Here is a 24,651-nt window from a genome sequence, read left to right as displayed (position 1 = left end):
ACAGGAGATCGCATTCCAATGTGGGAGCGGGCTTGCTCGCGAAGGCGCCAGAACATCCACCGCAATTCTCTGCTTTTGATGACCAACCCAAAGACACTCTTTCACCGTTAATCATTGGGCCGCTCAACGCGCCTGATGCTAATCTGCACCCCACTTTCAGCGCAGTCGTGACCGCAACCCGTCATGGGGGCAGGGAAGACGACACCTTCAGCAACGGACATTGAACGGGTCATACATGAATAAATCAGCAGGCGTGCTTCTGGGGATAGTTGTTGTCATCGGAGCCATCAGCGCCGGCGGTGCATGGTTTACCGGCAGCAAACTCGAAGGCGTGCTCAACACCTCGATCGCGGATGCCAACAAAGAGCTGCAAGCCGCGATGGTCGGTTCCAACGGTACGGCGTCGCTGGAACTGGTGTCGCTGGAACGTCATGTCTTCAGCAGTACTGCGCACTACCGCCTCAAGGGCGAAGGCGAAATGTTCGGTGAAACACCACTCGAGTTGCAGTTCGTCGACCACATCGAACACGGCCCGCTGCCGTTCTCGCGACTGATGTCACTGAAATGGTTGCCGGTCATGGCGACCAGTCACTATGAACTGGAAAAGACCCCGCTCACCGAGAAGTGGTTTGCCGCCGCCAAGGACAAATCGCCCCTGACCGGCGTGGTCAACATCGGCTACGACAACGCCACCAACGGCACACTGCAATTGCAGCCACTGGAAATGGCCCTGGATGAAAAATCCAGCATGAAGTTCTCCGGCCTGAGCATCGACGTCGCTGCCAGCGCGCAAGCGAAAAAGGTCAAGGCCGATGGCTACATGGACAGCCTAAAACTGATCACCGTTTCCGAAGATCAGGCACCGGTGCAAGTCGAGCTGAACGGCCTGACCCTGGCCAGCAACCTGACAAAAAGCACTTACGGTTTCTATGTCGGCGAGAACGTGCTGGAACTGGCCAGTGGCAAATCGACCTTTGGCACCAAGCAGTCGGTGCTCGACTTCAAGAAGTTCGAAATGAAGAACCTGACCGAAGAATCCGGCACCAATGCCTCGGGGCGTGCCGATTACAAGGTCGGCGAAGTATCCCTGAACGGCAAGGCCGTCGGTTCCGCGGCCATGGCCATGAGCCTGAAGAACCTCGACATTCCGGCAACCCTGTCGTTGATGCAGGTGTATCAGAGCAAGCTGCAACCCTATGAAAGGGCTGCCTCCGAAGCGATCGCAGCCGGGCTGCCGGCACCGGAGTTGCAACTGACCGAAGCCGAAGAGGCACTGCTCAAGTCCAGTCTGGAAAAAGTTCTGGCGGCAGGTCCTCAGGTTGCCCTGGAAAATCTGTCGTTCAAGACCACCAACGGTGAAAGCCGCGCCAACCTGGTGCTCGACCTGACCAAGCCACAAGCGATCGACCTGCCGACCGATCAGTTGGTCCGACAACTGATCGCGTTGCTGGACTTCAATCTGCAAGTGTCCAAACCCATGCTGGTTGATGTGCTCTCGCTGCAGTCGCAACTCGACGGCCAGACCGACGTCAAGTTGATTGCCGATCAGGCCACTGCCACCGCGGACATGTTCAGCAGCATGGCGGTCGGTTCGCAGTTGGCGAAACTGGACGGGACTAACATCGTCACCAAGTTGCACTACGCCAACAACCAAGTGGAGTTCAATGGCCAGAAAATGACCGTTGAAGAGTTCGCCGCTTTCGTCATGAGCAAAGTCGGTGGTGTCGGCGAGCTGCAATAAACGTTGGGCTGGCCTGTGTAGGAGTGCCGCAGGCTGCGATCTTTACTTTTAAAAGATCAAAAGATCGCAGCCTGCGGCAGCTCCTACGGGGAGCTGGTGCGCGCAATACTTATCGGCGAACCACCCGCCACGCCTCGTCTGTCGGCAATGGCTGTTTCTTCCGTTGCGCCAGCAAGACCATGGCCCGTTCTTCATCGCAGGCAACGAAACGCTCTGCGGGCAGACGTTTCAATTATGAGTCTGGACCCAACCATGAGGTTCAGTGAAATCCCAGTGCCACGGCGTGAACGGTCCGGCTATAGTTTGCACGCCGACGACGGCCCAACACGCACAAGGTGCTCCGGTATGACCCGATCGACCTCATTGAACCCTTGGCTTGCGGCGTTGGCTGTCGCTCTTTGCGTGCAATTTCCGGCACAGGCTCAGGAACGATTCACCCTGAACATCCCTGGTGTATCGGATGACCGTTTGTTCACGGCGGCGGCCGCCAGCGATGCCGCCGGCTGTGGCGGACACAACGTTTCCCCGGCGCTCAACTGGAACGCCGGCCCGGCAGGCACCCGCAGCTATGCCATCGTCATGCATGACCCCGACGGCCAGAAAGGCCAGGGTGTCGATCACTGGGTTCATTACGGCATCAAGCCCACCACGCAACAGATCCCGGCCGGTGCAGGGGCAAAATCCGCGCTGGAGGGCATCGGCGGCACCAACAGCAAGAACACCACCGGTTACGTCGGCCCGTGCCCGCCAGTGGGTGACAGCGCTCACCACTACATCATCCAGATTTATGCCTTGGACCTTACCCCGGACGCCTTGCCCGCCGGCCTGACCCGCGCGCAGCTGCTGGAAAAAATAAAAGGTCATGTGCTGCGAAACAGCAGCGTAGTGCGGCGTTATCACCGCTGAAGATTTTTTCTGCGTTAAGCGCGGCGATTTGGCATCCAGGCCCGAAAGCGCGCACTATCGAGCCATAGTCGATGCGTTGGAGGATGCCGTGGCAAAAAAAATCGACCGCATCGCCCAAATGCTCAACTGCCCGAAAAAGGGTGAGGAACTGCGGCGAGCGATTACCGAGAGTCGCAAGGATTTTCTGCTGAATCAGCCGGAAGAAGACGTTGTTGAAGACGACGACCTTGAAGAGGAGTTTTTCGAGGACGACGAGGACGATGATGAGTACGACGAATTCGACTGGACTACAGAATAAAAAAACCGCTTCGGCGGTTTTTTTTTTGTTAACCCGCTACCCGTGTGTAGGACCGGTTGGCGATTTTACTAGGGTTGCAGTTGTCAAACCTCAGATATTGTCGCAGCGCAGGAAGTCAGATTAGTGTCATGACGCTATATCTTGTATGTCATATTTATTGTACATACAATAAAGCATGCAAATAATCTTCGATCCTGCTAAGCGTGACAAAACCCTGCTCGAGCGCGGTGTTGATTTTGCCGATGCTGCTGCCGTCTGTGCCGGCCACCATTTCACCGCCGAAGACACGCGACAGGAATACGGAGAGGTCCGCTTTATCACCGTTGGTTTGTTGATCGGCCGAATGGTCGTAATGGTCTGGACACCTCGCGGCGAGGCTCGCCGCATCATCTCTATGAGGAAAGCCATTGAGCGCGAACAAATCCAGTACCGAAGCCGTCCGGGTTGATCCAGATGATGCACCGGAACTCGCGGACTCTTTCTTTGAACGCGCCGACGAATTCAAGGGCGCTCGACTTGTTCGGCGCGGCAGGCCCAAGGCAGAGGTTGTGCGCGAGCGGATAACGATTCGGCTTGAAGCGGACGTGCTGGCGCAGTTCAAGGCCTCGGGGCCAGGCTGGCAAACACGAATGAACGCAGCACTGGCCGACTGGCTCAAGACGCACACGCCCAGCGAATTGAAGTCGTAACCACTGGTGAGCCTCGCCCTCTTTCAGAGGTAGGCAATAACGCGAAGCCGGTGATGGGTCGATGCCCCGCGTTTGCGTAAGTAACCAGAAACGAAAAAGCCCCAGACCCTAAGATCTGAGGCTTTCTCGTTTCTACGTATGGTGCACCAGGCGGGATTCGAACCCACGACCCCTGCCTTCGGAGGGCAGTACTCTATCCAGCTGAGCTACTGGTGCAGCGGGCGCCATGATACTCATATGCACTGCGGGCGTCCATGCTGCTGAATCGCCTGTGTTTTTCGAAGCTGTCACAGGCGTTTGCTACGCTGATCAGAAAAAATGGGGCAAAAGCGTCGTTTTCGTTCTTTTTTTCGAACAGGCTATTGTCCTTTACCCCCTTTGATCCTAGGATTCGTTTGAGATTTCAAACGCTCTTGTCTGGGTGCTGAACCGCGCGAGTTCATTGCGTGCGCTATTTATGTGCTTCAGCCCGGTGAATGATTTCCCTGACGGCAGCCTATCGAGGCGCCTTTCTACAATCATAATTTGCTCCGCATTTATTGCGGTGCTGTTAAGGAAAGCCGACATGCAGCTTAAAGACACCCAGTTGTTCCGCCAGCAAGCCTTCATTGATGGCGCTTGGGTCGATGCGGACAATGGTCAGACGATCAAGGTCAACAACCCGGCAACGGGCGAAATTCTGGGTACTGTGCCAAAAATGGGCGCTGTCGAAACCCGTCGTGCAATCGAAGCCGCTGACAAGGCGCTGCCGGCCTGGCGTGCACTGACCGCCAAGGAACGCGCGAACAAGCTGCGTCGCTGGTTCGAACTGATCATCGAGAATCAGGACGACCTGGCGCGCCTGATGACCATGGAACAAGGCAAGCCACTGGCCGAAGCCAAGGGCGAAATCGTTTACGCCGCTTCCTTTATCGAATGGTTCGCCGAAGAAGCCAAGCGCATCTACGGTGACGTGATTCCGGGCCACCAGCCAGACAAGCGCCTGATCGTGATCAAGCAGCCGATCGGCGTGACTGCTGCCATCACCCCGTGGAACTTCCCGGCTGCAATGATCACCCGAAAAGCCGGCCCGGCCCTCGCCGCCGGTTGCACCATGGTGCTCAAGCCTGCTTCGCAGACTCCGTTCTCCGCTTTCGCCCTGGCTGAACTGGCCCAGCGTGCCGGTATCCCGGCTGGCGTTTTCAGCGTTGTTTCCGGCAGCGCCGGGGACATCGGCAGCGAGCTGACCAGCAACCCGATCGTGCGCAAGCTGTCCTTCACCGGTTCGACTGAAATCGGTCGTCAGCTGATGTCGGAATGCGCCAAGGACATCAAGAAAGTGTCCCTGGAGCTGGGTGGCAACGCGCCGTTCATCGTGTTCGACGACGCGGATCTGGATAAGGCCGTCGAAGGCGCGATCATTTCCAAATACCGCAACAACGGCCAGACCTGCGTCTGCGCCAACCGCCTGTACATTCAGGATTCGGTCTATGACGCGTTCGCCGAGAAGCTGAAAGTGGCTGTGGCCAAGCTCAAGATCGGCAACGGTCTGGAAGACGGCACCACCACCGGTCCGCTGATCGACGAAAAAGCCGTGGCCAAGGTGCAAGAGCACATCGCTGACGCCGTTTCCAAAGGCGCCACCGTGTTGTCCGGCGGCAAGCCGATGGAAGGCAACTTCTTCGAGCCGACCATCCTGACCAACGTGCCAAACCACGCTGCCGTAGCCAAGGAAGAAACCTTCGGTCCATTGGCGCCGCTGTTCCGCTTCAAAGACGAAGCCGACGTGATCGCGATGTCCAACGACACCGAATTCGGTCTGGCCTCGTACTTCTATGCTCGCGACCTGGGTCGTGTGTTCCGCGTGGCCGAGGCCCTGGAATATGGCATGGTTGGCGTCAACACCGGGCTGATCTCCAACGAAGTCGCGCCATTCGGCGGCATCAAGGCCTCGGGCCTGGGCCGTGAAGGCTCCAAGTACGGCATCGAAGATTACCTGGAAATCAAATACCTCTGCCTGGGCATCTAAGCTCGCAAGACATCAGCCCGGCAGGGCATTGCTTGAAACGCAAAGGGCACGAGAGCGCTGACCCTTTGCGTGCTTCAAACGGAACTTTCTCTGTGGCGGGGAAAACTGTGGCAGTCGATCATCGCATGCTGCCTTAGTCACCTTCCCGCCGCTTAATCCTTGAACCACGCCGACCGATGAGCGGCGAATGAGGAATGTAATGAGCAAGACTAACGCTTCTTTGATGGCCCGCCGTACCAATGCAGTTCCACGTGGTGTTGGCCAGATTCACCCGATCTTCGCCGAGTCGGCGAAGAACGCTACCGTGACTGACGTTGAAGGTCGTGAGTTCATCGACTTCGCCGGCGGCATCGCTGTACTGAACACCGGCCACGTGCACCCGAAAATCATCGCCGCCGTGACCGAGCAGTTGAACAAACTGACCCACACTTGCTTCCAGGTACTGGCGTACGAACCGTACGTGGAAGTGTGTGAAAAAGTGAACGCCAAAGTTCCGGGTGATTTCGCCAAGAAAACCCTGCTGGTCACCACCGGCTCCGAAGCCGTGGAAAACTCCATCAAGATCGCCCGTGCCGCCACTGGCCGTGCTGGCGTGATCGCCTTCACCGGCGCTTACCACGGTCGCACCATGATGACCCTGGGCCTGACCGGTAAAGTCGTGCCTTACTCGGCCGGCATGGGCCTGATGCCAGGCGGCGTATTCCGCGCGCTGTACCCGAACGAACTGCACGGTGTGAGCATCGACGATTCGATCGCCAGCATCGAGCGCATCTTCAAGAACGACGCCGAGCCGCGTGACATCGCTGCCATCATCATCGAGCCGGTTCAGGGCGAAGGTGGTTTTTACGTCGCGCCAAAAGAGTTCATGAAGCGTCTGCGTGCCCTGTGCGACCAGCACGGCATCCTGCTGATCGCTGACGAAGTACAGACCGGCGCTGGCCGTACCGGTACTTTCTTCGCCATGGAACAGATGGGCGTTGCTGCCGACCTGACCACCTTCGCCAAATCCATCGCTGGTGGCTTCCCGCTGGCCGGTGTGTGCGGCAAGGCCGAATACATGGACGCCATTGCTCCAGGCGGCCTGGGCGGCACCTACGCCGGTAGCCCGATCGCTTGCGCCGCTGCATTGGCAGTGATGGAAGTGTTCGAAGAAGAGCACCTGCTGGACCGCTGCAAGGCCGTCGGCGAGCGTCTGGTCACTGGCCTCAAAGCCATCCAGGCCAAATACCCGGTAATCGGCGAAGTCCGTGCCCTGGGCGCAATGATCGCGGTCGAGCTGTTCGAAGACGGCGACACCCACAAGCCAAACGCTGCAGCGGTGGCGTCCGTTGTGGCCAAGGCTCGCGACAAGGGTCTGATCCTGCTGTCCTGCGGCACCTACGGCAACGTTCTGCGCGTCCTGGTACCGCTGACTTCGCCGGACGAGCAACTGGACAAAGGCCTGGCGATCATCGAAGAGTGCTTCTCCGAGCTTTGATCTTCGAGTGTGACCCGGTCGACAAAAACCCGCTTCGGCGGGTTTTTTTTCGTCCCTTGAATCACAACGGGTGGATTGGCGCTGTAACGAATGGCCGCCATTGGCTAAGGTTCAGGCATTGCCAGGGAGCGCTAGTATGACAAGTGTCATTTTACCTGCGGTGCCAAGAGTACTGATCGCCGAGGCCGACCCCTGGTCCCGCGATCTGCTCAAGGAAGTGCTTTTGAGCGTGCGTTGCGATGTGCGGCTGGACCTGTGCGTCGATGGTCAGCAGGCGTTGGAACTGTTGGCGGCCAATCCCTATGACCTGGTGATCGCCGACTGGGAGCTGCCCGGCGTCGATGGCCTGAACGTCCTGCGCAACATCCGCCAGCGCAAACGCCAGCCGCCTTTGCCCTTCATCCTGATGAGCGGGCGCGCCGATAGCGCCAGTGTGCGCGAAGCCTTGCCGTTGGCACCAACGGCCTACCTAACCAAACCCCTGAACATGGAAAGCCTGACCCGGCGGCTGCAGGGCTTGCTGCTCAATGCTGGCGTCGAGGTGTCGTGCGAGGTTCCGTCGCTGGCGCCGGGCATGACGCTGTCGGTGTACCTGGAGCGTCGGCGCGAACTGGCGGAGGGGGCGCCGTTGATGACTGACGTGCAGTTGGCGGTCAAGCGCAGTCTCAATCCCGGGGGGCTCGATCTGACGGTGTTGGAAGACGAAGTCCGTACGGATCCACAAGTTACCGCTGTGCTGATAGCGGCCGCCAACAGCGCCGCCCAGCACCAGGGTGGCGCCGTGCAAACCCTGGCCCAGGCACTGCATCGCCTGGGTACCGGGCAAAGCATGAACCTGATCCTCGGGCTGGCACTCAAGCGCAGCGCCCGGCTCAGCGATCCCTGCCTGGCTGACTATGCCGAGCGCTATTGGGAGTTGTCGCTGCATACCGCCGAATACGCGCGCACGCTGGCGCGCCTGCTCGATCTGGATCAGGAGCGCTGTTATTGCGCAGGCATGTTGCATCGCCTCGGTGATCTGGCGTTGCTGCGCTGCTTGCAGGAATGGCAGCAGGCGGGTGGTGAGCTGGACGAGCGGGAGGAAGTGGGTGAAGCCTTGGCGCATTTTGCTGCGGCCTACGGCTCGGGGCTGCGTACTCGCTGGCGCCTGCCGCTGGAACTGCGAGAGCTGATTGCAGCGGCCTATCAGCTCGGTGGCGGGGTTTACTCGCGTGAAGCGCTGGTGATGAACGTGGCGGCGCAGTTGGCGCGTCTGACCGAGCATGAGGGCGTCGAAGCGTTGGCAACGAGCCGGACGGCGCGCCTGCTCAAGATTGGTTTGCCTGAGTTGATGCGCTTGCGCAAAAAATGATCAAGCACAAACCTTTGTGAGAGCGAGCAAGCTCACTCCCACAAAGGTTTAATGTCGGGTTTGGCCGGGGGCGCCAGTTCAGCGACCTCGTTACAGTCAAGCAGCGTTAGGGCGCAGCGAATAGGTCTTCAGCTGATCCGCGAAGTCGCGCAGGGATTGAATCCCGCTGGCCTCGGCTTCGTGTACCCAATCCTTGATGGCGGCGAGCATGTCGTGACCATTTGAGCTGGTCTTGACCCAGATCTGCTGCAGGGCCAGGCGTTTCTCGTAAATCACCTTCAGTGCATGACTGTGCTCGAGCATGTTCTGGATGCGCACGTGGTGTTTGTCATCCAGCAGGCTGGTTTCCCGCGAGAGCAGGCGTTTGGCCCGGTGGAACTGGTGGCGCACCGAATGATCGACTTTTTCAAGCTCTTGCTTGACCAGTGGGCCGATCACCAGCTTGCGGTACTGGGCCATGATCTGGAAGCGGTTGTTCAGGATCGCCATGGCGGTATCCATGTCCAGGCTGCCTTTGCCTTCGACGCGGTGGGCAATCGGCGCAACCCGCTGGACTTTGGCCAGGCGCAGAAAGCTGAAGACTTTGATCCAGGCCCAGCCGAGGTCGAACTCCCATTTCTTCACCGACAGTTTTGCCGAATTGGGATAGGTGTGATGGTTGTTATGCAGTTCTTCACCGCCAATCAGGATGCCCCATGGCACCAGGTTGGTCGCCGCATCCCGGCATTCGAAGTTGCGGTAGCCGACGGCATGTCCCAGGCCATTGACCACGCCGGCGGCCCATACCGGAATCCACATCATCTGGATCGCCCAGATGGTGATACCGATGGTGCCGAACAGCAGCAGGTCGATAACGCCCATGATCGCGATGCCCAGCAGCGGGAAACGGCTGTAGAGATTGCGCTCGATCCAGTCTTCGGGACAGTTTTTGCCGTAGATGCGCAGGGTCTCGGGGTTTTCCGCTTCGGCGCGGTACAGCTCTGCGCCTTTGCGCAGAACGGTCGACAGGCCCTTGATGACCGGGCTGTGCGGGTCATCGACGGTTTCGCATTTGGCGTGATGCTTGCGATGGATGGCGGTCCACTCGCGGGTGTTCTGCGCCGTGGTCAGCCACAGCCAGAAACGGAAGAAATGCTTGAGGCCCCCATTCAGCTCAAGGGAGCGATGGGCGGAGTAACGATGCAGGTAGACCGTGACGGCGATGATCGTGACGTGGGTCATCAGCAGGGTGACTGCCACCAGAGACCAGGGCGACAAGCCAAGAAAACCTTCGTACCACATAGGCTATAGGGCCCTCGATAAAGAAAAAGACAGCCATTGCATTATCACTAAGCCCACAGAGAAAACCAGTCACCCTTTCAGATAAGAGTGGCTGGATGTGTCTTTTATTTATAATTCCCACTTTTTTGTAGGGGCATCGATCGCCGGATGTCTGCCACCTATCGCGCTGCCTTGCTCGCAACGCTGCTTTATCTGTTGCTATCTGTGGTTTGGCTGCAGCTCAGTGGCTATTTATTGAACAGTTTCTTCGATGATTTGGCTGGGCGTGCGCCGGTGATTCGGTAAAAGACCAAAAGATCGCAGCCTTTGACAGCTCCTGCAGGGTGCGCACTACGGTGTGTGGGGGGCTGAGGCCGCGATCTTTTGACCTTCTTTCTGCGCAAGCCCTTGTCCCATCAGATAATGTTTTCTGGTTATATAAACATTCTTAAATAGTCTTTTTAAGAATATCCGCGCCTCTCTACTATTGCCCTCAAGCCACAAGCAGTGCCGTCCACTGCCAGGCAATCTCTCAGTAGAAGGAGCAGCACCATGAGCGCATCCCTGCGTAGCGTTGACGGTCAAGACGAAGCCACCATCTTGCGTGAAATCCAGAGTGCCTTGCGTGACCTGCGTTTTGGCGCAGTGGAAATCACCGTGCACAACGCCCAGGTGGTTCAGATCGAGCGCAAGGAAAAATTCCGTTTGCAGCAGCCGGGCAACAAGCCGGGCTGAGGCTGACGATCTGTAAGCCGGCAACCGCTTCCAACCCATAAGAAAAAGCCATCACGCCCAGAATTCCAGGAGCTTTCACCATGTCGTCGATTCGTCATTTCGCTTTGGCCGCCCTGGCCAGTGCCCTGTTCGCCGGTTCCGCGGTTGCCAAGGATTACGAACTGCTCAACGTGTCGTATGACCCGACTCGTGAGCTGTATCAGGATTACAACGCCGAGTTCGTCAAGTTCTGGCAGAAGGACCATGCCGGTGACAACGTGAAGATCCAGCAATCCCACGGTGGTTCGGGCAAGCAGGGGCGGGCGGTGATCGACGGCTTGCGTGCCGACGTGGTGACCCTGGCGCTGGCCGGTGATATCGATGAAATCGCCAAATTGGGCAAGACCCTGCCCGCCGACTGGCAGAAGCGCCTGCCGGAAGCGAGCACGCCGTATACCTCCACCATCGTGTTCCTGGTGCGCAAGGGCAACCCGAAAGGCATCAAGGACTGGGGTGACCTGGTCAAGAATGACGTCTCGGTCATTACGCCAAACCCGAAAACCTCCGGTGGTGCGCGCTGGAACTTCCTCGCGGCGTGGGCTTATGGCCTCAAAGCCAACGGCGGTGACGAAGCCAAGGCCAAGCAATACGTGCAAACCTTGTTCAAGCATGTACCCGTGCTGGACACCGGTGCCCGCGGCTCAACCATTACCTTCGTCAACAATGGTCAGGGCGACGTGCTGCTGGCCTGGGAAAACGAAGCTTTCCTGGCCCTGAAAGAAGATGGTGGCGCCGACAAATTCGAGATCGTCGTGCCTTCGCTGTCGATCCTTGCCGAGCCGCCAGTGGCAGTGGTCGACAAGAACGCCGAGAAGAAGGGTAACGAGCAGATCGCCGAAGCCTACCTCAAGCACCTGTACAGCCCGGCCGGCCAGGAAATCGCGGCGAAAAACTTCTATCGTCCAAGGGACAAGGAAGTGGCTGCCAAGTACGCCCAGCAGTTCCCGAAACTGGAATTGGTGAGCATCGACAAGGACTTCGGGGGCTGGAAAACCGCTCAGCCGAAATTCTTCAATGACGGCGGAGTATTCGACCAGATCTACCAGGCACAGTAATCTTAAATAGCCACCATAAGCCCCAATGCAAGTCAGCTACGGTGCTTGGCATGTGGGAGCGGGCTTGCTCGCGAAGGCGGTGTATCAGGCGGCATTTACGTTGACTGAGACACTGCTTTCGCGAGCAAGCCCGCTCCCACATGGGTGGGTTTAGCGGATCGCTTTTTAACCAAGGACTTTTATGTCGCGTCGTATCTCCCCCGTCATACCCGGCTTCGGGCTGACGCTGGGCTACACCTTGGTGTACCTCAGCCTGATTGTGCTCATACCTCTGGCGGCGATGTTCATACATGCCGCCCAACTAACCTGGGATCAGTTCTGGGCCATCATTTCGGCGCCACGGGTGCTGGCGGCGCTGAAGCTGAGCTTCAGCACCGCACTCTATGCCGCGATCATCAACGGCATCATCGGCACGCTGCTCGCCTGGGTGCTGGTGCGCTATACCTTCCCTGGACGCAAAGTCATCGACGCAATGATCGACCTGCCGTTCGCATTGCCCACCGCCGTGGCCGGTATCGCGCTGACTGCGCTGTACACCCCTACGGGGCTGGTTGGTCAATTTGCAGCCGATCTGGGCTTCAAGATCGCCTATACCCCTCTGGGCATCACCCTTGCCCTCACTTTTGTGACACTTCCATTCGTGGTACGTACCGTACAGCCAGTATTGGCCGATATTCCCCGTGAAGTGGAAGAAGCGGCGGCGTGCCTGGGTGCCAAACCCTTACAGGTTTTCCGTCATATTCTGGTGCCGGCACTTCTCCCGGCATGGCTCACCGGCTTCGCGTTGGCCTTTGCCCGCGGGGTCGGCGAGTACGGATCGGTGATTTTCATCGCCGGCAACATGCCGATGAAAACCGAGATTCTGCCGCTGCTGATCATGGTCAAGCTCGACCAGTACGATTACACCGGCGCCACCTCCATTGGTGTACTGATGCTGGTGGTTTCCTTTGTCCTGTTGCTGCTGATCAACTTGTTGCAGCGGCGCATCGAAACCCCATAAGGAGGCGCAGAACATGTCCCAATCGTCTATTGCTGCCGCTTCCTCGAATGCTGCCCGTCGTGGCAGTGCGACATCGCGGCGAATCCTGATCGGTCTTGGCTGGCTGATTTTTGCGCTGTTTCTATTGCTGCCGCTGTTTATCGTGGTGTCCCAGGGCCTGAAGCTTGGTCTGGGTGCGTTCTTCACCGCGATCTTTGAACCGGATGCACTGTCAGCGCTGAAACTCACGGTGATCGCCGTGTTGATTTCGGTGCCGTTGAACCTGGTATTCGGCGTCAGTGCCGCGTGGTGTGTGAGCAAGTACTCGTTCCGCGGCAAGAGCATGTTGGTGACGCTGATCGACCTGCCGTTTTCGGTGTCGCCGGTGATCGCGGGCCTGGTCTACGTGTTGATGTTCGGCGCCCAGGGCCTGTTCGGGCCGTGGCTTCAGGATCACGACATCCAGATCGTCTTCGCCCTGCCGGGCATCGTGCTGGCGACAATTTTCGTCACCGTACCGTTCGTGGCCCGCGAGTTGATTCCGCTGATGCAGGAACAGGGCACCCAGGAGGAAGAGGCCGCGCGCCTGCTCGGGGCCAATGGCTGGCAGATGTTCTGGCATGTCACCGTACCCAACATCAAATGGGGCCTGATCTACGGCGTGGTGCTGTGCACCGCCCGGGCCATGGGTGAATTCGGTGCGGTGTCGGTGGTTTCCGGGCACATTCGCGGGGTGACCAACACCCTGCCGCTGCACGTCGAGATCCTCTACAACGAATACAACCACGTGGCCGCGTTCGCCGTGGCGAGCCTGTTGCTGATCCTGGCGCTCTTCATCCTGCTGCTCAAGCAGTGGAGCGAAAACCGTATTAACCGCCTGCGCACCAGCGCCGCGGAGGAATAATTCATGTCGATCGAAGTGCGTAACGTCAGCAAGAATTTCAACGCGTTCAAGGCCCTGGACAACATCAGCCTGGACATCCAGAGCGGCGAACTCGTGGCGCTGCTGGGCCCGTCGGGTTGCGGCAAGACCACGCTGCTGCGGATCATCGCCGGTCTGGAAACCCCGGATCAGGGCAACATCGTGTTTCACGGTGAAGACGTCTCCGGGCACGACGTGCGTGATCGCAACGTCGGTTTCGTGTTCCAGCATTACGCCTTGTTCCGCCACATGACGGTGTTCGACAACGTCGCCTTCGGCCTACGCATGAAGCCGAAGAATCAGCGCCCAAGCGAAAGCCAGATCGCGGCAAAGGTTCATGAACTGCTGAACATGGTGCAGCTCGATTGGCTGTCGGATCGCTACCCGGAGCAACTGTCCGGCGGCCAGCGTCAGCGTATTGCCCTGGCCCGGGCCCTGGCGGTGGAACCGAAAGTACTGTTGCTCGACGAACCCTTCGGCGCCCTCGATGCCAAGGTCCGCAAGGAACTGCGCCGCTGGCTGGCGCGCCTGCACGAAGACATCAACCTGACTTCGGTGTTTGTGACCCACGATCAGGAAGAAGCAATGGAAGTCGCCGACCGCATCGTGGTGATGAACAAGGGCGTGATCGAACAGATCGGCTCACCGGGCGACGTTTACGAGAACCCGGCGAGCGATTTCGTTTATCACTTCCTTGGCGATTCCAACCGTCTGCACCTGGGCGAGGACAAGCACGTGCTGTTCCGCCCGCACGAGGTGTCGTTGTCGCGGCATGAACTGGAAGACCACCATGCGGCGCAAGTGCGCGATATCCGCCCGCTGGGCGCGACGACGCGGGTGACGCTGAAGGTCGAAGGGCAGAGTGATTTGATCGAGGCCGAAGTGGTGAAGGATCACGACAGCCTGATCGGACTGGCCAAGGGCGAGACGTTGTTCTTCAAGCCCAAGGTCTGGCAGAAAGTCGCCAACATCTAAAGTCTGGCAACAGACAAGGAGCTGGCTTGCCAGCGATCAGCGATAACGCGGTGTGTCATGCTCACCGCAATCGCCAGCAAGCCGGCTCCTACAGACCTTTCAGGCCGCTGCGTTTTTGCGATTGACCCGCACTCCGCCTGCCCGCGCCTCGATCTGCTCCTTGAGCTCAAGGCGCATCCCCAGCAGGAACGCCAGTTCAGCCACCACGAACAACGGGCCGACAATCAGCCCCGTCACGTCATCGACAAATGCCGGTTTGCGCCCTTCGTAGTGATGGCCGACAAACTGGATCACCCAGCCGATCACAAACATCGCCAGGCCGCTGCTCAACCACACCATCGTGCTTTGTTGGGCCAACACGTACCCGAGCCATACACTCAACCCAAGCAACACCGTCATCACCACGCCGAGGCGCAATTCCAGGCGCAGGTAGAACCACGCCGAGGCCAGCGACACCAGCACCGCCGGTGAAAGCCAGCCAGCGCCCCATTGCGGACGCGACAGCAGAACGGCCACGGCGACCATGATCAGCGGAATACCGATGAAGTGAGTGGCAATGTTGCGTGGGTCGCGATGGTAGGCGGCGTATTGACTGAGGTGGTCGACGAGGCTTTTCATTGTTGTTCTCCTGTGGGTTGATGGATCATGCCCCGGGGCCACTTCACGCTCTGTCAGCCAGGCGACAATCTCTAGGAGTTTTCATGGATATGCAGGTCTGGCGCCCATGCCTGATGCGCGGTCAGTGGTTCAGCCATTTGCCTGTTTCTCTACAGGATAGTCTGCTGTCCGTTGCCCGGGTACGGCGCTTGTCACCGGGCCAGCGCCTGTTCCAGCGCGGTGATCCGCCTTGTGGCCTGTACGCGGTGCTTGAGGGCGCGGTGCGCATAGGCGCGGTGAGTGAGCAGGGCAAGGAGGCGTTGCTCAGCGTGGTGGAAGCGCCGCACTGGTTCGGCGAAATCTGCCTGTTCGACGGCCAGGCGCGCACCCATGATGCATTCGGCCTGGGCCAGTGCACCCTGCTGCACATCCCGCAGGCTGCGCTGCTGGCGCTACTCGCCGAGCAACCGGAGCACTGGCGGCAACTGGCCTTGTTGATGAGCCAGAAGCTGCGCCTGACCTTTATCTATCTCGAACAACTAAGCCTGATGCCCGCCCCGACGCGGCTGGCGCACCGTTTGCTGATGATCGCTCAGGGCTACGGCGAGATCGACCCGCCGCGCCGCGTCCTGCAACTGCCCCAGGAGCAGTTGGCGTCGATGTTGTCGTTATCGCGCCAGACCACCAATCAAATCCTCAAGGATCTTCAGGGGCAGGGCATTTTGAAGCTTGGTTATGGCGAGATTGAAATCCTTGATGTCGAGCGGTTGCGCGAGCTGGCGATCTTTTAGGGGTGGGCTTTCCTCGCGAAGGCGCCTAGCCTGTCAGGACGACAATTGAGGTGTGCCATGCGTGTGTTGCTAGTGGAAGACGAACCCGAGGTCGCCGAACGGCTTGCCAAGGGCTTGAGCGAGGCCAGCTATACGGTGGATGTGGCCGTCAATGGCATGGACGGGCGGCGTTTCATCGAGTCCGGTGAGTACGAGATGATCATCCTCGACGTCATGCTGCCGGGGCTCAACGGCTGGCAGTTGTTGCAACAGATCCGCAAGCTCGGCGCAACGCCCGTGCTGTTTCTCACCACTCGCGATGGCATCGAGGATCGCCTGCGTGGTCTGGAGCTGCACGAGGATGATTACTTGCTCAAGCCGTTTGCCGTGAGCGAACTGGTGACGCGGGTGCGCAAGCTGTTGCGGCGGGACCGGGGGCGGTAGATCGTTCTGCGGTACCTGAACTGGCCTCATCGCTGGCAGGCCAGCTCCCACAGTGATTGCGTCGAGCACAAGGCTTGTATACGACGCTGAGCCTGTGGGAGCTGACTTGCCAGCGATGAGGCCGGTAAAGGCGGCGAAGGTTTCAAAATCCTCAGCGCAACCCATCCCTGAACTGCCCGGGCGTCATCCCGGTCCAGCGCTTGAATGCGCGGCTGAAACTGCTGGTGTCAGCGAAGCCGAGCAGATAGCTGATCTCACTCAGTGACACTTGCGGATCACGCAGGTGCAGCAGCGCCAGATTTTCCCGACTTTCGTTGAGCAGCGTATCGAACCGGCAGCCTTCATCGGCCAGGTGCCGCTGCAAACTGCGCAGGCTCAAGTGCAGGGCCTTGGCGATGTGCTCGGCGCTGGGTTCGCCTTCGGGCAACTGCTCCTCAATGGCATCACGAACCTTGCGCTCCCACGTCAGCGGCTTGAGTTGCGCCAGGGTTCTCTTGAGCACGGTTTCGTTGTGTTCGGCCAGTTCCGGGTTGGCATCGTCCAGATGGCTGTCGAAGTCCAGGAGGGCGAATTCCAGCCGGTCTTCCTCGGCGCCGAAGTGCACCGGTGAGCGGAATACCTTGTGCCATTGATGCGCGTCCAGCGGTTCCGGGCGCCGCAGGAACGCCGCCAACGGTGCGTAGTCACGACCCAGGCGATTGCGGCAAGTGCGCACGTAGATCGCCATGAAGGCATCGATGGCCTCGAAGGCCGGTGCCGGATTGCCAGGCGGAATTTTCAGACTGAAATGGTAGCGATCCTCTGCCCGGATCAGCTCCAGCTCCAGGGCATCGCTGACCACCTGGTGATAACGCACGATGCGCTCGAACACTTCGCGCAGACTGCCGCTGGCCACCAATGCGTAGCCCAGCGCGTGGAACGTAGTCGGGCTGACAAAGCGCGATACGCGCAAACCAATCGCCGGGTCGCCGCTGACCTGCACCGCCAGTTCCCACAGCCGCGTGGTGCCAGACAACGGGTAACGAGCGTTCGGGTCGTCCATCAAGTGCGGGTCGAGGCCTGCTTGATGGCACAGTGCGCCGCTGTCGATGCCCAGGGCATCGAGCTGCTTGCGCAGAGCGCGGGTCCAGCTGGCAAGGGAGGTCGGTTCACTCATGCTGATTGGCGCTTCCGGTCAACAGGTTGGCGTTCACGGCTACCGCGTTGTGAAGATTCGCAAGGCAGGATGCGAACATCAATAACCAGAGGATGGAAGCATGGACCGTACTTCTGCAAGTCCCCAGCGACTGAATGCAGCGCAACGATCGGCACATATTCGCGAAGTGGTGCTGGCCAGAGGCGTCGAACTGCGTAAACAGTATCCGATTCTCAAGCATCAGGACGCCCTTGGCGCGGGCATTCTGGCCTTCGCGCTGATCGGTATGGTCGGTTCGGCGACGTTGTACATGACCGGGCACATGGCCTGGTGGGTCTGCCTGCTGCTCAATGCCTTTTTCGCCTCGCTGACCCACGAGCTGGAACACGACCTGATTCACAGCATGTACTTCCGCAAGCAGCGGGTGCCGCACAACCTGATGATGGGGCTGGTGTGGCTGGCGCGGCCGAGCACGATCAATCCGTGGATTCGCCGCCATCTGCATCTCAACCACCACAAGGTGTCCGGCACTGAAACCGACATGGAAGAGCGCGCCATCACCAATGGTGAACCATGGGGGTTCGCACGGTTTTTGATGATCGGCGACAACATCATGTCGGCGTTCATCCGCATGCTCCGGGCGCCAACCTGGGCGCGTAAATTCAGCATCATCAAGCGCACCCTGAAGGTCTACGCGCCGCTGGCACTTGTGCATTGGGGCGCTTGGTATGTGTTTCTCGGCTTCCACGCAGCGAACGGTATCGCGTACCTGATGGGTGGGCCGATCGAGTGGTCGGCGACGACGCTGTCGGTGATGCAGGTGATCGATATCGCGGCAGTGGTGATCATCGGCCCGAACGTGCTGCGTACGTTCTGTTTGCACTTCATCAGCTCAAACATGCATTACTACGGTGACATCGAGCCGGGGAATGTGATGCAGCAGTGCCAGGTGCTGCATGCATGGTGGTTGTGGCCGTTGCAGGCATTCTGCTTCAACTTCGGCAGTAGCCATGGCATCCACCATTTTGTGGTGAAGGAACCGTTTTACATCCGCCAGATGACCGTGCCGGTTGGACATAAGGTGATGCGCGAAATGGGTGTGCGCTTTAATGATTTTGGTACGTTTGCGCGGGCCAACCGGTTTGTGCTCAAGGATGTCGGGGTGCAGGAAGAGGTGCGTACAGCGCAGGCTTGATGAGTGTCGATGATGGCCTCATCGCGAGCAGGCTCGCCCACAGGGGACCTCTGTTGTACTCAAATAGTGAGTCTAAAGACGACCCACTGTGGGAGCCTGCTCGCGATAGCGATAGTTCAGACAACATCAATCCGGCTGAATCGGCGAGCCTTGCCGTGCCATTGCTTGCCCGGATGGCGCACGCCGGCCACCGGGCCAACCATCAACGGCGTCAATCTGTATCAGGCACGGGCCAGCGCCGCTGGTGCAACGCTGGTCAACGCGGCAAGGCGTGGTCGTGCCGGGGCGTATGACTCCGGCGGCTTGAATCAGTACAGCTCCAACCCTTCTGGCTTACTGAACCTCAGCTACCGCGTCACCGACGACCTCCTCACTTATGCAACCCTCACCACGCTCTGGACGGCAGCCAACGGCGGCTATGAAGGCCTGCTCGGTGCGCCGCGGACCCTGGGTGTGACGGGTCGTTACGACTTTTAAGCAGCAACTGTCTCCCGCGGCTACCCAGGGCTGCGCGCGGGAGACAGACGCCTCAATTGCCCGTGACCAGGACGCAGGTTTGCGCCTTGCAGCCCTTGCCATTGCTCAGCGAGACAAACCGGATGACTGCCTCGGGCGTCGAAGTGGAAATCGTCACCGTGGCGTTTTGGTAATCCCTGGCCTCAAAGCGCTCATCCGGTAACACGACGCCCTTCCACTGCCTCTGGAAGACATTGATGGGGTAACTGGTCTTGTTGCTGATCTCGAGTTCAATCGGGTCCTGGTCCTTGGTAGTGGCCGCAAAAAGCGATAACGGCGCCAATAACAGCGCCATGTAAGTCAGCAGGCGGGTAGTGAATGTCATGGGTACTCATCCTGAGTTGATTGAATGAAGCGGTATTTAACGTGGGTACAACTGTTGTTGTTCTAAAGCGTGTAGCTGCCCTTTAGCAATCCTGCTGTTGTAAGACGGCGTGTGCACCGGCTTGAGACCGTATGAATCATGCAGTCCGGGAATATTTTCCATGCCTTGAAAGCATGCAGTCTCGGCCTGTGGCCCCGACCCTTTACGGATCAAGGCGTGTAGCAATTCGGAAGTTTTATATATTCCTTAAAGTTCTATATTTAACTTTAAATATTACTTCCGAAGCTAAGCGTTTCGGCCAATGATTCTTCCATCCAGAGGTCGTCGGGGGATGTTCAGTACGACCATCGATTTCAAGATTCATTAAACCGAAACCAAATTCGCGCGAAACGTTTACACGAGGAATACACCATGACGTTACTGGCATCTCCACTTGAATCCATTGAAAGCGCGGTGATCTGACTGTTGGTGGTTTTTTCCGTCGCCACCTGGGGGCTGGCATTGCTCAAGGGTGTGCAGTTTGGCCGCCTCAAGGCGCAGGATCGCAGGTTTCATAAACAGTTCTGGGCCGCTTCGAGTCTGGATTCAGCGGCGGAGTTGGCCGAAACCCAACCCGGCCCTGCAGCGCGGGTAGCGCAGACCGGTTACGCGGCGATTCAGGAGGGCGAGGCGCCACAAGTGGCGGACCTGAGCCAGGCGATCAATCATCAGGATCGCCTTGAAAGGGCCTTGTGCAAGCAGATCGTGCGTGAGCGCCGCTCGAACGGGCAGGGATCACCAAGCTGTCGGTGATTACCGCGCGCTGAAAGGTTTTCGATTTTCCGGGGCCGTCTCCTTGGCAGGGTGCGGCCCTTTTTTTGCCTGAAACAAAGCCCCCAAAGGGGTATGTGTTATTCGATATAGATCTTAATAAATAGCTTCTTATTCCTTAACGAATATAAATCTCCTCCCTATACTCGACCGGGAACAGACACGCAGCAGGAGAGCTCCCCCCATGCGCAACGAATCAATTCGCTACCTGATTGTGCCGGGCTGGCAAGGATCGCCAGAAGATCATTGGCAAAGCCACTGGCAGAACAGCCTGCCGAACAGCGCACGGGTTGAGCAGGCTGACTGGCTGACACCGCGTCGTGAAGACTGGGTGGCGGCGCTGGCCGAGGCGATTGCCGCCGATAGCACGCCAGTGATCCTGATCGCCCATAGCCTGGGCTGCATCACCGTCGCGCATTGGGCGGCGACTGCGCCTGTGCAGTTTTTGCGTCAGGTGCGTGGCGCCTTGCTGGTTGCCCCGGCGGACGTAGAACGCCCTGCCTGTGCACCGGCCCTGCGCAACTTCGCGCCGATCCCGACGCACTTGCTGCCATTCCCGAGCCAGGTCGTCAGCTCCGACAACGACAGCGCCGTCAGTGCGCCGCGAGCCCTGGAGCTGGCGCGCAATTGGGGGGCCGAGGCGGGGATTCTGGCGGGGGCCGGGCACATCAATGTGAAGTCCGGTCATCAGCGCTGGGAGCAGGGTTTTGCTTACCTCTATCGTCTGCAGAACCGCATGGAGCATCACGCCCTGCGTCGCGCCTGAACCTTCTTGTTTTGTGAATCGGCCCCCCGCCTCCCGGCGGCTTTGGGCGGGAGTCTGCCATGAGTTCTGAAACATTCGGTCAGCCACTGCTGACGTTCCCCGATGCTGAAAAAAGTCCCCTGAGCATTCGCGCCAAGGCGCTGGTGTTCGTCGATCCGCGTTCCCGCCAGTTACGCCAGGACCTGGAGCTACTGGCCCCGCGTGCCATTTCTGTGCTGATCCGTGGCGAAACCGGTACCGGCAAGGAATTGTTGGCGCGGCATATCCATCGCGCCAGTGATCGTGGCGGGTTGTTCGTTTCGGTCAACTGCGGCGCGATCAGCCCGACCTATGCCGACGCTGAACTGTTCGGCTACGCGGCGGGCAGTTTCAGCGGTTCGGCGAGCAGTCGCGCGGGCTGGTTCGGGTCGGCCAATGGCGGCACCTTATACCTGGATGAAATTGGCGACCTGCCGCTGGCGATTCAGATCAAATTGCTTGCCGCTCTGGAAAACCACGAAGTGACCCGCGTCGGCGCTTATCAGCCAAGCCCCGTGGATGTGCGGTTAGTGGCAGCCACCAGCATCGACCTGGCCCAAGCGGTCGCTGCCGGGAAATTTCATGAGCGGCTTTATCACTATCTCAGTGAGGGGCAACTGGAGTTGCCGGCGTTACGTGAGCGCACGGGAGACATTCTGTCGCTGGCCGAGTATTTCCTTGGCATTTACAGCCAGCGCCTGGAACTGCCGGTGCCGTTGATCAGCGAGGCGGCACAAGCTGTGCTGGAGCGCCACAGTTGGCCCGGCAACACCCGGGAGTTGGAAAACATCATTCACTTTGCGCTTCTGGTGAGCACCGGTGACGAGATTTTGCCTGAGCATTTGAATTTGCCGGATGACGGATTGGTGCAAATTGAACGACAACTCCAGCTGATTCTCGACACGGGTTCCGACGCCGAAAAAGATGCGCTGAAACAAATACTTAAGCAAGCTGGCCTCCTGTAGGAGCGAGCCTGCTCGCGATGAACCTGAGAGCGCCGCGGGGTGTCAGGACTTCAGCGTTATCGTTGACGACCACCGCGAGCAGGCTCGCTCCAACATGGAATGCGCGAGTTAGAGCTGTATGAACAAAATGGAATATGAAAGTGAATAAAAGATATTGTTCGGGAATAAAAAATCCCGGTATTGTCCGCGTCACGCCAGCGATAGCACTTCGCTGGCACCTTCATATTTAGCCGTCGCCACAAGCGACTGTGATTTTCGATAAGGACACTGCATGAAAAAGGTTCTGTTGTTCACCGCACTGGCGGCTGCCCTGACCGCGGGCCTGTCCCAGGCTGGCGAGAAACTGGTAGTTGCGGCGACCCCTGTTCCACACGCCGAGATTCTCGAACTGATCAAGCCAACCCTCGCCAAAGAAGGCGTGGACCTGGAAATCAAAGTATTCACCGACTACGTTCAGCCAAACGTACAGGTCGACCAGAAGCGTCTGGATGCCAACTACTTCCAGACCCTGCCATACCTGAAAAGCTTCAACGAAGGCAAAGGCACCAACCTGGTGACCGTGATCGGCGTGCACGTCGAACCGTTCGGCGGCTACTCGAAGAAAGTCAAAACCCTGGCCGAGCTGAAAGACGGCGCGACCATCGCTATCCCGAACGAAGGCAGCAACAGCGGCCGTGCCCTGATCCTGCTTCAGAAGGCTGGCCTGATCGAGCTCAAAGACCCGAAAAACGCCCTGGCCACGCCGAAAGACATCGCCAAGAACCCGCACAACTTCAAGTTCAAGGAGCTTGAATCCGCGATGTTGCCGCGTGTGCTGGATCAGGTCGACCTGGACATGATCAACACCAACTACGCGCTGGAAGCGGGCCTGAACCCGGCTAAAGATGCGCTGGTGATCGAAGGCGCCGACTCGCCTTACGTGAACTTCCTGGTCGCTCGTCCGGACAACAAGGACAGCGCAGCCATCCAGAAACTGGCCAAGGCCCTGACCAGCCCTGAAGTGAAAGCCTTCATTGCGCAGAAGTACAGCGGCGCGGTACTGCCGGCGTTCTGATTCGCCAGGTAAACCCCTTCAAGGTTTCAAACGCCGACGGCTGATAGAGCGTCGGCGTTTTTTATGATCGTTCCCACGCAGAGCATGGGAACGGTCGTCTCAGGCCGTCGCCGTCCGCGCCTTCAACGCCTTGTGCAATGCCTTCAACAACTTCACGATATCTTGCGGGTCCAGCCGCTGGGGCACTTCCACGTCTGCCATTTTTCTCGTCCTTGTGATTGTTCGGCCGGAAAATTCCGAATTCTCAGAACATGGCTCGCCATTCATTTGCCATCGCAATAGCCGATAGAACAGCGCCAAACGTCAGTCATGCATCCGGCCAATACCACGCGGGCTCATCAAGCACTCGCTGCCCGACAATCCCGGTCTGCCCCAGGTTTTTCTCCAGCACGATGCAGTTGCACTCCGGGTCCTCCTGCAACGCCGAAATCAATCGCCGGGCATGGGACACCACCCACACCTGGCACTGTTCTGATGCCCGGATAATCAAGCGTGCCAATGCCGGCAGCAGGTCCGGGTGCAGGCTGGTTTCCGGTTCGTTGAGCACCATCAGGGTCGGCGGGCGAGGTGTCAGCAGCGCCGCCACCAGCAGCAGATAACGCAATGTGCCGTCCGACAATTCCGCCGCCGAAAGCGGTCGCAACAACCCTTCCTGATAAAACTCGATAGCAAAACGTCCGCCCGCCAGTGGCTCGATATGCAGCCGTGCACCGGGAAAGGCGTCGCTGATTGCGGCCCGCAATGCTTCGGGGTCACCAATTTCGATGATGGTCTGCAAGGCTGCCGCCAGGTCGCGGCCATCGTGATGCAGCACCGGCGTGCGCGTGCCCAGTTGCGGTTGGCGCACCGGCGCGTCGGCATCGCTGCGAAAGTGATCGTAAAAGCGCCAGCGGCGGATGAATTCGCGCATCTCCAGAACCTCTGGCGAAGCGCGCAGGCTGCCAATCTGATCGAACAGGCTGTCGAAATTCGGCGAGTGCTGCGCCAGTACGTCCCAGCTACGGTCGACCCGGGCGCGGATCCTCGGGCCCTCGCGATCCACCAGCAGGCTCGCCGGGCGATAGAACGGACCGGCCCACAGGCACTCGCGCTTTATCTGCGGGTCGAGGCTGAAGCGCGAGGGAATGGGGGTGCTTTGCCCGGGCAGCATGAAATGGTCGTTGGAATCGGGTAGTCCCAGGCTGATCGAGTAACCGAAGCTCTCACCCGCAAATCCGAGCCGCAGGCGTTTTACACCCTTTCGTACGGTGGCCTCGATCGGGACTTCACCGTTGCGCATGCGCCGGGTGATGTTTTCCGGTCCGGCCCAGAAGGTTGAATCTAGCCCGCCTTCGCGTGCCAGGGCGTTGACCACGCCACCTTGGGCGGTTTCCGCCAACAGGCGCAATGCTCGGTAAAGGTTGGACTTGCCGCTGCCGTTGGGGCCGGTGATCAGGTTCAGCCGCCCCAACGGGATCACCAGTTTGTTGATCGATCGGTAATTGGCCACAGCGAGGGTCTTGAGCATGTGAGTTCCTGAAACGAAGTCGAACGGGGCATGTCCGTCGCGTGGAGGCCTCTAGAACAGGCATTTGCGGCAGATCATATAACGGTTTTTTATTCATGAGTCCGGTGTGCAAGG

General features: G+C 58.8%; 25 protein-coding genes, 1 tRNA gene and 3 pseudogenes. 22 read left to right on the top strand and 7 right to left on the bottom strand.

The window, feature by feature from the left end:
- The first annotated feature begins 235 nt into the window (after positions 1 to 235).
- The 5 genes from AC07OG_RS04680 to AC07OG_RS04660 all read left to right on the top strand — a co-directional run bounded on the left by AC07OG_RS04680 (position 236) and on the right by AC07OG_RS04660 (position 3,634).
- Positions 236 to 1,741 (top strand): YdgA family protein, encoded by a 1,506-nt coding sequence (locus AC07OG_RS04680; protein ID WP_495066331.1) that lies wholly within the window; start codon positions 236 to 238, stop codon positions 1,739 to 1,741.
- Positions 1,742 to 2,086: 345 nt separating this feature from the next.
- Positions 2,087 to 2,647, top strand: a complete 561-nt coding sequence (locus AC07OG_RS04675; protein ID WP_218424128.1) for a YbhB/YbcL family Raf kinase inhibitor-like protein — start codon at positions 2,087 to 2,089, stop codon at positions 2,645 to 2,647.
- A 28-nt stretch (positions 2,648 to 2,675) separates the two neighbouring features.
- A complete protein-coding gene (locus AC07OG_RS04670) occupies positions 2,676 to 2,945 on the top strand; it encodes a hypothetical protein (protein ID WP_256352592.1) in 270 nt (89 codons plus the stop codon).
- Between the two features lie 175 nt (positions 2,946 to 3,120).
- A complete protein-coding gene (locus tag AC07OG_RS04665) occupies positions 3,121 to 3,393 on the top strand; it encodes a BrnT family toxin (protein WP_495066330.1) in 273 nt (90 codons plus the stop codon).
- Positions 3,353 to 3,634, top strand: coding sequence for a BrnA antitoxin family protein (locus AC07OG_RS04660; protein ID WP_495066329.1), 282 nt, complete (start codon positions 3,353 to 3,355; stop codon positions 3,632 to 3,634). The genes AC07OG_RS04665 and AC07OG_RS04660 overlap by 41 nt, the downstream gene beginning before the upstream one ends.
- A gap of 139 nt (positions 3,635 to 3,773) precedes the next feature.
- Here AC07OG_RS04660 and AC07OG_RS04655 read toward each other — a convergent pair.
- Positions 3,774 to 3,850: transfer RNA gene (locus AC07OG_RS04655), tRNA-Arg, on the bottom strand.
- A gap of 349 nt (positions 3,851 to 4,199) precedes the next feature.
- Between AC07OG_RS04655 and gabD the strand changes: the two genes are divergently transcribed.
- The 3 genes from gabD to AC07OG_RS04640 all read left to right on the top strand — a co-directional run bounded on the left by gabD (position 4,200) and on the right by AC07OG_RS04640 (position 8,470).
- On the top strand, positions 4,200 to 5,642 hold the full coding sequence (gene gabD, locus AC07OG_RS04650; protein WP_060543933.1) for an NADP-dependent succinate-semialdehyde dehydrogenase: 1,443 nt from the start codon (positions 4,200 to 4,202) through the stop codon (positions 5,640 to 5,642).
- A 199-nt stretch (positions 5,643 to 5,841) separates the two neighbouring features.
- On the top strand, positions 5,842 to 7,119 hold the full coding sequence (gabT, locus tag AC07OG_RS04645) for a 4-aminobutyrate--2-oxoglutarate transaminase (RefSeq protein WP_060543934.1): 1,278 nt from the start codon (positions 5,842 to 5,844) through the stop codon (positions 7,117 to 7,119).
- A gap of 136 nt (positions 7,120 to 7,255) precedes the next feature.
- Positions 7,256 to 8,470 carry an HDOD domain-containing protein gene (locus AC07OG_RS04640; protein WP_495066328.1) on the top strand — a complete coding sequence of 405 codons (1,215 nt, stop codon included), beginning with the start codon at positions 7,256 to 7,258 and terminating at the stop codon, positions 8,468 to 8,470.
- 96 nt (positions 8,471 to 8,566) lie between these two features.
- Here AC07OG_RS04640 and desA read toward each other — a convergent pair whose 3' ends face one another.
- Positions 8,567 to 9,751 carry a delta-9 fatty acid desaturase DesA gene (gene desA, locus AC07OG_RS04635; RefSeq protein WP_060543936.1) on the bottom strand — a complete coding sequence of 395 codons (1,185 nt, stop codon included), beginning with the start codon at positions 9,749 to 9,751 and terminating at the stop codon, positions 8,567 to 8,569.
- Positions 9,752 to 9,898: 147 nt separating this feature from the next.
- Between desA and AC07OG_RS04630 the strand changes: the two genes are divergently transcribed.
- The 6 genes from AC07OG_RS04630 to AC07OG_RS04605 all read left to right on the top strand — a co-directional run bounded on the left by AC07OG_RS04630 (position 9,899) and on the right by AC07OG_RS04605 (position 14,435).
- A complete protein-coding gene (locus AC07OG_RS04630; protein ID WP_495066361.1) occupies positions 9,899 to 10,036 on the top strand; it encodes a hypothetical protein in 138 nt (45 codons plus the stop codon).
- Positions 10,037 to 10,282: 246 nt separating this feature from the next.
- Positions 10,283 to 10,465, top strand: a complete 183-nt coding sequence (gene oscA / locus AC07OG_RS04625) for a sulfur starvation response protein OscA (RefSeq protein ID WP_007975618.1) — start codon at positions 10,283 to 10,285, stop codon at positions 10,463 to 10,465.
- Positions 10,466 to 10,545: 80 nt separating this feature from the next.
- Positions 10,546 to 11,559 carry a sulfate ABC transporter substrate-binding protein gene (locus AC07OG_RS04620; RefSeq protein WP_060543937.1) on the top strand — a complete coding sequence of 338 codons (1,014 nt, stop codon included), beginning with the start codon at positions 10,546 to 10,548 and terminating at the stop codon, positions 11,557 to 11,559.
- A gap of 181 nt (positions 11,560 to 11,740) precedes the next feature.
- Positions 11,741 to 12,559, top strand: a complete 819-nt coding sequence (gene cysT / locus AC07OG_RS04615) for a sulfate ABC transporter permease subunit CysT (protein WP_060543938.1) — start codon at positions 11,741 to 11,743, stop codon at positions 12,557 to 12,559.
- 13 nt (positions 12,560 to 12,572) lie between these two features.
- Positions 12,573 to 13,442, top strand: a complete 870-nt coding sequence (cysW, locus tag AC07OG_RS04610) for a sulfate ABC transporter permease subunit CysW (RefSeq protein WP_060543939.1) — start codon at positions 12,573 to 12,575, stop codon at positions 13,440 to 13,442.
- A 3-nt stretch (positions 13,443 to 13,445) separates the two neighbouring features.
- Entirely contained in the window at positions 13,446 to 14,435 is a 990-nt protein-coding gene (locus AC07OG_RS04605; protein ID WP_060543940.1) for a sulfate/molybdate ABC transporter ATP-binding protein, read from the top strand.
- Between the two features lie 99 nt (positions 14,436 to 14,534).
- Here AC07OG_RS04605 and AC07OG_RS04600 read toward each other — a convergent pair whose 3' ends face one another.
- Positions 14,535 to 15,053 (bottom strand): Mpo1 family 2-hydroxy fatty acid dioxygenase, encoded by a 519-nt coding sequence (locus tag AC07OG_RS04600; protein ID WP_060543941.1) that lies wholly within the window; start codon positions 15,051 to 15,053, stop codon positions 14,535 to 14,537.
- An 83-nt stretch (positions 15,054 to 15,136) separates the two neighbouring features.
- Here AC07OG_RS04600 and AC07OG_RS04595 point away from each other — a divergent pair, with 83 nt between their 5' ends.
- Positions 15,137 to 15,823, top strand: a complete 687-nt coding sequence (locus tag AC07OG_RS04595) for a Crp/Fnr family transcriptional regulator (RefSeq protein WP_060543942.1) — start codon at positions 15,137 to 15,139, stop codon at positions 15,821 to 15,823.
- A gap of 57 nt (positions 15,824 to 15,880) precedes the next feature.
- Positions 15,881 to 16,246: a response regulator gene (locus tag AC07OG_RS04590; protein ID WP_060543943.1), complete on the top strand. Its 366-nt coding sequence runs from the start codon at positions 15,881 to 15,883 to the stop codon at positions 16,244 to 16,246.
- Positions 16,247 to 16,397: 151 nt separating this feature from the next.
- Here AC07OG_RS04590 and AC07OG_RS04585 read toward each other — a convergent pair whose 3' ends face one another.
- Positions 16,398 to 17,402, bottom strand: a complete 1,005-nt coding sequence (locus AC07OG_RS04585) for an AraC family transcriptional regulator (protein WP_495066327.1) — start codon at positions 17,400 to 17,402, stop codon at positions 16,398 to 16,400.
- A gap of 100 nt (positions 17,403 to 17,502) precedes the next feature.
- On the opposite strand from AC07OG_RS04585, the gene AC07OG_RS04580 reads away from it, so the two are divergent.
- Positions 17,503 to 18,576, top strand: a complete 1,074-nt coding sequence (locus AC07OG_RS04580) for a fatty acid desaturase (protein WP_495066326.1) — start codon at positions 17,503 to 17,505, stop codon at positions 18,574 to 18,576.
- Positions 18,577 to 18,963: 387 nt separating this feature from the next.
- Positions 18,964 to 19,053 (top strand): annotated as a pseudogene (locus AC07OG_RS04575) (hypothetical protein); the annotation flags it as partial.
- 52 nt (positions 19,054 to 19,105) lie between these two features.
- Here the strand turns inward: AC07OG_RS04575 and AC07OG_RS04570 are convergent.
- Positions 19,106 to 19,417 carry a hypothetical protein gene (locus AC07OG_RS04570; protein ID WP_495066325.1) on the bottom strand — a complete coding sequence of 104 codons (312 nt, stop codon included), beginning with the start codon at positions 19,415 to 19,417 and terminating at the stop codon, positions 19,106 to 19,108.
- Between the two features lie 462 nt (positions 19,418 to 19,879).
- Here AC07OG_RS04570 and AC07OG_RS04565 point away from each other — a divergent pair.
- The 3 genes and pseudogenes from AC07OG_RS04565 to AC07OG_RS04555 form a co-directional block, all read left to right on the top strand.
- Positions 19,880 to 20,179: pseudogene (locus AC07OG_RS04565) on the top strand (MotA/TolQ/ExbB proton channel family protein); the annotation flags it as partial.
- Positions 20,180 to 20,411: 232 nt separating this feature from the next.
- Complete coding sequence (locus AC07OG_RS04560) at positions 20,412 to 20,993, top strand: alpha/beta hydrolase (RefSeq protein ID WP_060543950.1); 582 nt, start codon at positions 20,412 to 20,414, stop codon at positions 20,991 to 20,993.
- A gap of 59 nt (positions 20,994 to 21,052) precedes the next feature.
- Entirely contained in the window at positions 21,053 to 21,976 is a 924-nt protein-coding gene (locus AC07OG_RS04555) for a sigma 54-interacting transcriptional regulator (RefSeq protein WP_495066324.1), read from the top strand.
- Here AC07OG_RS04555 and AC07OG_RS04550 read toward each other — a convergent pair.
- Positions 21,972 to 22,058, bottom strand: a pseudogene (locus AC07OG_RS04550) (outer membrane lipoprotein carrier protein LolA); the annotation flags it as partial. The gene AC07OG_RS04555 and the pseudogene AC07OG_RS04550 overlap by 5 nt on opposite strands.
- 189 nt (positions 22,059 to 22,247) lie before the next feature.
- On the opposite strand from AC07OG_RS04550, the gene AC07OG_RS04545 reads away from it, so the two are divergent.
- Positions 22,248 to 23,030: a MetQ/NlpA family ABC transporter substrate-binding protein gene (locus tag AC07OG_RS04545; RefSeq protein WP_495066323.1), complete on the top strand. Its 783-nt coding sequence runs from the start codon at positions 22,248 to 22,250 to the stop codon at positions 23,028 to 23,030.
- A 307-nt stretch (positions 23,031 to 23,337) separates the two neighbouring features.
- Here the strand turns inward: AC07OG_RS04545 and AC07OG_RS04540 are convergent, their stop codons facing one another.
- Positions 23,338 to 24,537 carry an AAA family ATPase gene (locus tag AC07OG_RS04540; RefSeq protein ID WP_495066322.1) on the bottom strand — a complete coding sequence of 400 codons (1,200 nt, stop codon included), beginning with the start codon at positions 24,535 to 24,537 and terminating at the stop codon, positions 23,338 to 23,340.
- Between the last annotated feature and the right edge of the window lie 114 nt (positions 24,538 to 24,651).

The sequence above is a fragment of the Pseudomonas sp. GW821-FHT09H03 genome, from assembly GCF_059415945.1.
This window is presented reverse-complemented; position numbering and strand designations above follow the sequence as displayed.